We start from the raw sequence: 7,257 nt of genomic DNA, 5'->3' as shown, positions 1-7,257 counted from the left end.
TCTGCATTTTGCGCATTTGCGCCGTCCGGCGCCGCCCATGGAAGCCAGTCCCGTACTTGATATCAAGAGCACCTCGCTCTACGCCATCCGCGTGGTGTTGCATTCTTCCGACCTCCAGGCCGTGCTGGCCGCGCTGGACCAGCGGATGGAGGAGGCAGCCGGCTTCTTCGAAGACGAACCGGTGGTCATCGACGCCTCTCGGCTGACCGAACCGCTCGACTGGAACCAATTGGCCGAGGCCCTGAAGCGGCACGGCTTGCCGACCATAGGCATCATGGCTCCGGCGGATCTGGCCGAATCGGCGCGCCAGGCCGGCCTGGCGCTGTTGTCGCTGCCCGCCGCGCCGGCCCGGTCGCCCGCGCCCGAGCCCGAGGCCGCCGCCGAGCCGGAACCCGCGCCAGCCGCCCAGGCCGCGCCGGCTCCCGCCCCCAGCCAGCCGGAAACGCCGCCCGCCACCGAAACCGTGGCCGAGCAGCCGCCCGCGGCGCCGCATGCCGTGCCGACCATGATCATCGACAAGCCCCTGCGCTCGGGCCAGCGGGTCTACGCCCGCCATGCCGACCTGATCGTCATGGGCGTGGTCAGCCATGGCGCCGAGGTCATCGCCGACGGCAACATCCATGTCTACGGCCCGCTGCGTGGCAAGGCCATGGCCGGCGCCCGCGGCGACACCAAGGCACGCATCTATACCACCCGGCTCGAAGCCGAGCTGGTCGCCGTCGCCGGCGTGTACCGCACGCTGACCACGGCGCTTTCCCCCGACATCCAGGACAAACCGGCATTGATCCGCCTCGACGGCGAGAAATTGCTGGTCGAACCGTTGCCCATCTAACTCATAAGGACCCACTCCCCATGGCACGTATCGTTGTCGTGACTTCAGGCAAAGGCGGCGTCGGCAAGACCACCACCAGCGCCAGTTTCGCTGCAGGGCTGGCGCTGCGCGGCCACAAGACGGCAGTCATCGATTTCGACGTCGGCCTGCGCAACCTCGATCTCATCATGGGTTGCGAGCGCCGCGTGGTCTACGACCTGATCAACGTCATCCAGGGCGAAGCCACCCTGAACCAGGCCCTGATCCGCGACAAGCAGCTCGACAACCTCTACATCCTGCCGGCCTCGCAAACGCGCGACAAGGATGCCCTGACGCAGGAAGGGGTCGAGAAGGTCATGGAAGGGCTGAAGGAAATGGACTTCGCCTACATCGTCTGCGATTCGCCCGCGGGCATCGAATCGGGCGCGCTGATGGCGGCCTACTTCGCCGACGACGCGCTGGTCGTGACCAACCCGGAAGTCTCGTCGGTGCGCGATTCGGACCGCATCCTGGGCATCCTGTCGGCCAAGTCGCGCCGCGCCGTCAACAGCGAGGAACCGGTCAAGGAACACCTGCTCCTGACGCGCTACAACGCCAAGCGCGTGGCCGACGGCGAAATGCTGTCGCTCAAGGACGTCGAGGACATCCTGCGCATCAAGCTGATCGGCGTCATTCCCGAATCCGAAGACGTGCTGCAAGCCTCGAACCAGGGCCTGCCCGCCATCCACCTGAAGGGTACCTCGGTGGCCGAAGCCTACCAGGACGTCGTCGCCCGCTACCTGGGCGAGGACAAACCGCTGCGTTTCGTCGATTACGAAAAGCCCGGCCTGTTCAAGCGTCTGTTCGGAGGGAAATAATCGATGTCGCTGCTCTCCTTTTTCCTAGGACAGAAAAAGCCGCCGTCGGCCGGTGTCGCCAAGGAACGGTTGCAGATCATTCTTGCCCACGAACGATCGGGCTCCGGCGCCTCGGCCGATTACCTGCCGCAATTGCAGAAGGAGCTGGTGGCCGTCATCTCGAAGTACGTCAAGATCAATCCGGACGACATCAAGGTGAACCTGGAGCGCCAGGACACGCTGGAAGTGCTGGAAGTCAAGATCGAGATGCCTTCGGCGACCTGATGCCGCCCGGCTCGCGCGGCCCCGGCGTCCCCGCGCCGGCGGCCCGCCAGAATGCCTCGGCCGCGGCGGGTTCGGCCGCGCCGCGGCGGTACAGGCGGATGTCCAGCTCGATGCGCCAGGACGGTTCCCCCGCCTCCATCAGTTTTCCCTCGCCCAGTTCGTCGCGGACCAGACTGGCCGGCAGCCAGGCGACGCCACGGCCGCTGCGCGCCATCGATTGCAGCACCGTCGCCAGGTGCGCCGTCACCGCCACATCCGCCCGCAACCGTGCCAGCGCGGCTCCATGCACGGCCCGGACGATGCGCCCCAGGCCCGATTCCGCGCTGTACGCCAGGATGGGCACGCGCTTGCCCGACGTCCCGCCCAGCACGAAACGCGGCCGGCCTTGCCGGTCCGGCGCGCAAACCGGCAGCAGCACGTCGTCGCCCACCTTGATGGACGGATAGGCCGAGGCGTCCAGCCGGGCCGGGGCCTGCTCGTGCGCGTGGCACAGGAAGAACTGCGCCCGCCCCTGGGTCATCAGCGCCTCGCATTGCTGGGCGACGTCCGACACCAGTTGTATGGGCCCCAGGCTCAGGCCGGACTCCAGGCCACGCAGCCAGTCGGGCAGGAAGGTCAGCGACAGGGCATGCGTGGCCGCGAAGCGCAGCGTGGCCGAGCTGGCCTGCGCCACCCGGCGGGCCTCGTCGGGGATGCGCTCCACGCGCGCCAGCATGTCCTGGGCCGTGGTCCGGAACCACAGCCCCGTCTCCGTCAGGGTGACGGGATGCGTGGCCCGGTCGAACAGCGTCACGCCCAGCCATTCCTCCAGCATGCGTATGCGGCGGCTGAAGGCCGGCTGCGTCATGTGCCGCAGCTCGGCCGCGCGCGAGAAGTTGCCGCACTCGGCCAGGACCAGGAAATCTTCCAGCCAGATCAGGTTCATGGCCGATGCTTACAGAGCATGGAAAAAGAGAAAACTAGCATTGGCCGCCCGATGCGGCAAACGGCATGATACGTCCATGCAGCCGGCCTTCCGCCCGGCCCTCCTGGAGTTTCCATGTCCGTGCGCATTCTCGAAATCCGCGAAGTCACCAAGCCCATTTCCTCGCCCATCCGCAACGCCTACATCGACTTCACGAAGATGACCAGCAGCCTCGTGGCCGTGGTCACCGACGCGGTGCGCGACGGCAAGCGCGTGATCGGCTACGGCTTCAATTCCAACGGCCGCTACGGCCAGGGCGGGCTGATCCGCGAACGCTTCGCGCCCCGCATCCTCGAAGCCGACCCGAAGTCGCTGCTGAACGATGCCGGCACCAACCTGGACCCGCACCGCGTCTGGGCCGCCGCGATGTCCAACGAGAAACCCGGCGGCCACGGCGAACGCTCGGTGGCCGTGGGCACGATAGACATGGCCGTCTGGGACGCCGTCGCCAAGATCGAAGGCAAGCCCCTGTTCCGCCTGCTGGCTGAACGCCATGGCGTGACGGCCGATCCGCGCGTGTTCGTCTACGCCGCGGGCGGCTACTACTACCCCGGCAAGGATTTGTCGGCCCTGCGCGCCGAGATGCGTTCATACCTCGACCGCGGCTACAACGTGGTCAAGATGAAGATAGGCGGCGCCTCCATCGACGAGGACCGCCGGCGCATCGAGGCGGCATTGGCCGAGATCGAGGGCCGCGGGCAACTGGCGGTGGACGCCAACGGGCGCTTCGACCTGGACACCGCCATCGCCTACGCGAAGATGCTGCGCGACTACCCCCTGTTCTGGTACGAAGAGGCCGGCGATCCGCTGGACTACGCCTTGCAGGCCGCGCTGGCCGAATACTACCCGGGCCCCATGGCCACCGGCGAGAACCTGTTCAGCCACCAGGACGCCCGCAACCTGATCCGCTACGGCGGCATGCGGCCGGACCGCGACTGGCTGCAGTTCGATTGCGCGCTGTCCTACGGCCTGGTCGAATACGAGCGCACGCTGCAAGTGCTGCGCACGCACGGCTGGTCGCCCCGCCGCTGCATCCCCCACGGCGGGCACCAGATGTCGCTGAACATCGCCGCCGGCCTGGGCCTGGGCGGCAACGAAAGCTATCCGGACCTGTTCCAACCCTACGGCGGCTTCCCCGACGGCGTCCGGGTCCAGGACGGACACATCGTCATGCCCGAGCTGCCGGGCATCGGCTTCGAGGGCAAGAGCGACCTGTACGCGGAAATGCGGCGGCTGGCGGAGTAGATCCGCCAGTCCGCTCCTTGCGTTTACAGATCGCCCTCAGTGATCGACGTGCTCTTGCCCGAGGAAGACTTGACGGAGATCGTCGTGACGCCCTTGTCCGAAGTGGCGATGGTCGTATCGACGGTCTCGGCGTCGGTCTTGGCGCGCAGGCCGCCGCTGATCAGCTCGCCGAAAGCGATCCGGGCCACGACCGGCGAAGTCAACGACACCCGGTAGTCGAACTCGCCCAGCGGCGAGCGGGAACCCTTGGCCCGGTAGTCGACCTTGGTCATCGTGTCGGTGTCCGTGGCATGGTCGGTGCTGAATTCGGAGGCATACTCGCTGATCTCCATCGACACGCCGCTCTCGGTCAGCTTGACCGCGCCCGAGATCTTCAGGGTGCTCGTGCCGTCGTCGGTGTCCGGAGCGCCACCGGGCGTGGTAGCCGCCTTCAGCACGAAATCGCCGTCCAGCGTAGTGTCGTCGTCCACTTTCATGCCGCGGAACGGAAACGTCATCGTCGCCGCGGCCGGCTCGTCGTTATCGAAGATGTCGCCGCTGACGTCGCTGAACGTGACGGTCGTCTTGCCAGTCAGCACCACGTCATCGTCATCGCACCGGTCGAACTGGATGTCGACCTTGTCGCCGTTGCCCGGGATGGGGCCGCTACTGGCCCGAGTAAGCGTGGCCGTATAGGTGCCGCCGTCGTCACAAGGCTGGGGACCGCTCGGCGCACCATCGTCCAGGAAGCTGAGCGCCTGGCCGGCTGCGGATATCGTAACCTGCGGCACGCCCAGGCTGATACCTATCACATCGAAGGCGAGCTCCTGGAGCTGCTTCTCGGAATAGGTAGGCTTGGCGGGATCGTCGCTGCCGCCACAGGCGGCCAGCAGTGCCAGCGCGACAGCGGCGCCGGTGGTTTTCAGGACATGGTGCATCGGGATTCCCCCTGGGTGTTTTCTTGGAATGGCTTGAGGCCATCTGCATCCTAGGAGGCGTACGTTCTTACGACAATCCTCCAAATTGAGGAATTCCCGTTCGCTGAAATGCTCCTGGCGGGGATAGACATATCATCCGCGACCCGGCGCAAATGGCAGGAGCGAATGCTTACTCTTTTCGGAGCTGGCCTGGTAAGGTGATGGAAACACGAAGCCCTCCCAGATCCGGGGAGCGCGAGAAACCGATCACGCCCCGATAGGCCTCGACCAGATCCCGGGCGATCGCCAGCCCGAAACCGGTACCCGGGCGGGACTCGTCCCAGCGGCGGCCCCGCTCGATGCGCAGGGCCTCGTCCTCGGGCAACCCCGGGCCGTCGTCCTCGATGACCAGCGTCCAGTCCCGCTCGCCGGCCTGGCGGGCCACCAGCCGGATCTGGCTGTGGGCCCACTTGCGCGCGTTGTCCAGCAGGTTGCCGAGTATCTCCATCAGGTCGCCCTCGTCTCCCGCGAAGCAGAGCCCCTTGGCGACGTCGGCGTCCCAGTCCAGCGACTGCGCGCCGGGCAACGTCTGCAGCGCGCGCAGGGTCTTGTTCACGGCGTCGCCGACCGGCGTCGAACGATACCCGAGCGCGGCCGCCATGCCGGCGCGAGCGCGCGCCAGCGTGCGGTCGACCTGGCGCCGCATGGCGCCGACCTGCTCGTCGATCTCGTCCGCCAGCGCTGCCTGCCCGCCGTCGCGGGCGCGGCGTGCCGCCGCCGCCATGACGGCCAGCGGCGTCTTCAACCCATGCGCCAGGTCGCCTGCCTGGGTGCGTGCACGTTCGAGCGAAGCGTCATGGAACGCCAGCAACCGGTTCAGTTCATCCACCACCGGCTGGACTTCGTCAGGCACGCCGCGCGGCAGCTCGCGGCCATGTCCGCTGCGCACCGCCTGCAGGTGGGCCTGCAGGTCGCGGAAGGGGCGCAGCGCCAGATGGATGAACCCCGCCATGGCGATGATGAGAAGCAGGCCCAGTCCGACCAGCGAAGGAACCAGCAGGCTCAGGAACGAACGGCGCTCGGCCTGCAGGTCGGCACGGTCCAGCGCCACCAGCAAGTGGACCCGCGCATCGGTGGCTGTATCGTCCAGGACGATGGTGCGTTCGATCGACAACAGGCGCGAATGCTCCGGACCGTCGATCCAGCGCGCGCGCAAGGGGCGCCCTGGCGGCGTATCGATAGTGGGCAGCGCCTCGTCCCATAGCGAACGCGAACGCAGCTGCTGGCGCCGGGGCCCGTCGATCTGCCAGTACAGGCCGCCATAAGGCTGCTCGAAGCGCGGATCGCTCGGGGCCGCCTCCAGGCCCATCGTTCCGTCGCCTTCCAGGCGGACTTGCGCGGCCAGCGCCTTCAGGTACAGGGCCAGCTCGGCGACCGCGCGCCGCTCCATCTGGCGGTCGAAGATCAGCGTGAGCCCGACGCCCCCCGCCGCCAGCGCCAGCAGGATCATCAGCGCCGCGGCGCACCCCAGCCGGACCAGCAGCGAACGGCGGCTCATCGGGCGTCGTCGGGAATCAGATAGCCGTGGCCCCGCCGCGTCTCGATCAGGTCGACCCCCAGCTTGCGGCGCAGCCGGGCGACCAGCGCCTCGATGGCATTAGTGTCCCGGTCGCTGCCGGTTTCGTAGATGTGCTCGATCAGCTCGCTCTGCGACAGCACGCGGCCCGGGTGGTGCAGGAAATAGGCCAGCAGCCGGTATTCCAGAGAAGACAGCGTCATCGCGGACCCATGCACGGTAACCAGCCGGGTCCGGGTGTCGATTTCCACGGGCCCGGCGCGCAGTATGGCCGACGATTGGCCCGCCGCGCGCCGCGTGATCGCGCGCAGCCGGGCCAGCATTTCTTCCATCTGAAAGGGCTTGGCCAGGTAGTCGTCGGCGCCGGCGTCGATGCCCTCGACCTTGTCGCGCCAGCCGTCGCGCGCCGTGAGGATCAGTACCGGGGTGGCGATGTCCGCCGCGCGCAGCCGTTTCAGGACGGTCAATCCGTCCAGCTTGGGCAGGCCCAGGTCGAGCACGATGGCATCGTAGTCTTCGGTGCCGGCCCGGAACCACGCGGTTTCGCCGTCGGCCGCCTCGTCCACGGCATAGTGCGCGCGCTCCAGCCCGGTACGGATATCGGCCGCGATGCGCGGCTCGTCTTCGACTACCAGTATGCGCAT

At 67.5% G+C, this 7,257-nt stretch carries 8 protein-coding genes; 4 read left to right on the top strand and 4 right to left on the bottom strand.

Going from position 1 to position 7,257, the window contains the following annotated elements; genetic code table 11:
• Positions 1 to 37: 37 nt before the first annotated feature.
• From minC to minE, 3 genes are read left to right on the top strand one after another with little or no spacing between them, the layout of a single operon-like run.
• Positions 38 to 832, top strand: a complete 795-nt coding sequence (minC, locus tag N5K27_RS17640) for a septum site-determining protein MinC (protein ID WP_279817825.1) — start codon at positions 38 to 40, stop codon at positions 830 to 832.
• Between the two features lie 20 nt (positions 833 to 852).
• Positions 853 to 1,668 (top strand): septum site-determining protein MinD, encoded by an 816-nt coding sequence (gene minD, locus N5K27_RS17635; protein ID WP_087837175.1) that lies wholly within the window; start codon positions 853 to 855, stop codon positions 1,666 to 1,668.
• A 3-nt stretch (positions 1,669 to 1,671) separates the two neighbouring features.
• Positions 1,672 to 1,932: a cell division topological specificity factor MinE gene (minE, locus tag N5K27_RS17630; RefSeq protein ID WP_087837176.1), complete on the top strand. Its 261-nt coding sequence runs from the start codon at positions 1,672 to 1,674 to the stop codon at positions 1,930 to 1,932.
• On the opposite strand, the gene N5K27_RS17625 is transcribed toward minE, so the two are convergent.
• A complete protein-coding gene (locus tag N5K27_RS17625) occupies positions 1,904 to 2,857 on the bottom strand; it encodes a LysR family transcriptional regulator (protein ID WP_087837177.1) in 954 nt (317 codons plus the stop codon). The two genes, minE and N5K27_RS17625, sit on opposite strands and share 29 nt — an antisense overlap.
• A gap of 114 nt (positions 2,858 to 2,971) precedes the next feature.
• Here N5K27_RS17625 and N5K27_RS17620 point away from each other — a divergent pair, with 114 nt between their 5' ends.
• Positions 2,972 to 4,141: a mandelate racemase/muconate lactonizing enzyme family protein gene (locus N5K27_RS17620; RefSeq protein WP_087837178.1), complete on the top strand. Its 1,170-nt coding sequence runs from the start codon at positions 2,972 to 2,974 to the stop codon at positions 4,139 to 4,141.
• A 23-nt stretch (positions 4,142 to 4,164) separates the two neighbouring features.
• Here the strand turns inward: N5K27_RS17620 and N5K27_RS17615 are convergent, their stop codons facing one another.
• From N5K27_RS17615 to N5K27_RS17605, 3 genes are all read right to left on the bottom strand, one after another.
• Positions 4,165 to 5,058, bottom strand: coding sequence for a hypothetical protein (locus N5K27_RS17615; protein WP_087837179.1), 894 nt, complete (start codon positions 5,056 to 5,058; stop codon positions 4,165 to 4,167).
• Positions 5,059 to 5,227: 169 nt separating this feature from the next.
• On the bottom strand, positions 5,228 to 6,595 hold the full coding sequence (locus tag N5K27_RS17610; RefSeq protein WP_279817819.1) for a HAMP domain-containing sensor histidine kinase: 1,368 nt from the start codon (positions 6,593 to 6,595) through the stop codon (positions 5,228 to 5,230).
• Positions 6,592 to 7,257: a response regulator transcription factor gene (locus tag N5K27_RS17605; protein WP_087837181.1), complete on the bottom strand. Its 666-nt coding sequence runs from the start codon at positions 7,255 to 7,257 to the stop codon at positions 6,592 to 6,594. The genes N5K27_RS17610 and N5K27_RS17605 overlap by 4 nt, the downstream gene beginning before the upstream one ends.

The organism is Pigmentiphaga sp. GD03639, from assembly GCF_029845405.1.
GTDB lineage: Bacteria > Pseudomonadota > Gammaproteobacteria > Burkholderiales > Burkholderiaceae_B > Pigmentiphaga > Pigmentiphaga daeguensis.
This window is presented reverse-complemented; position numbering and strand designations above follow the sequence as displayed.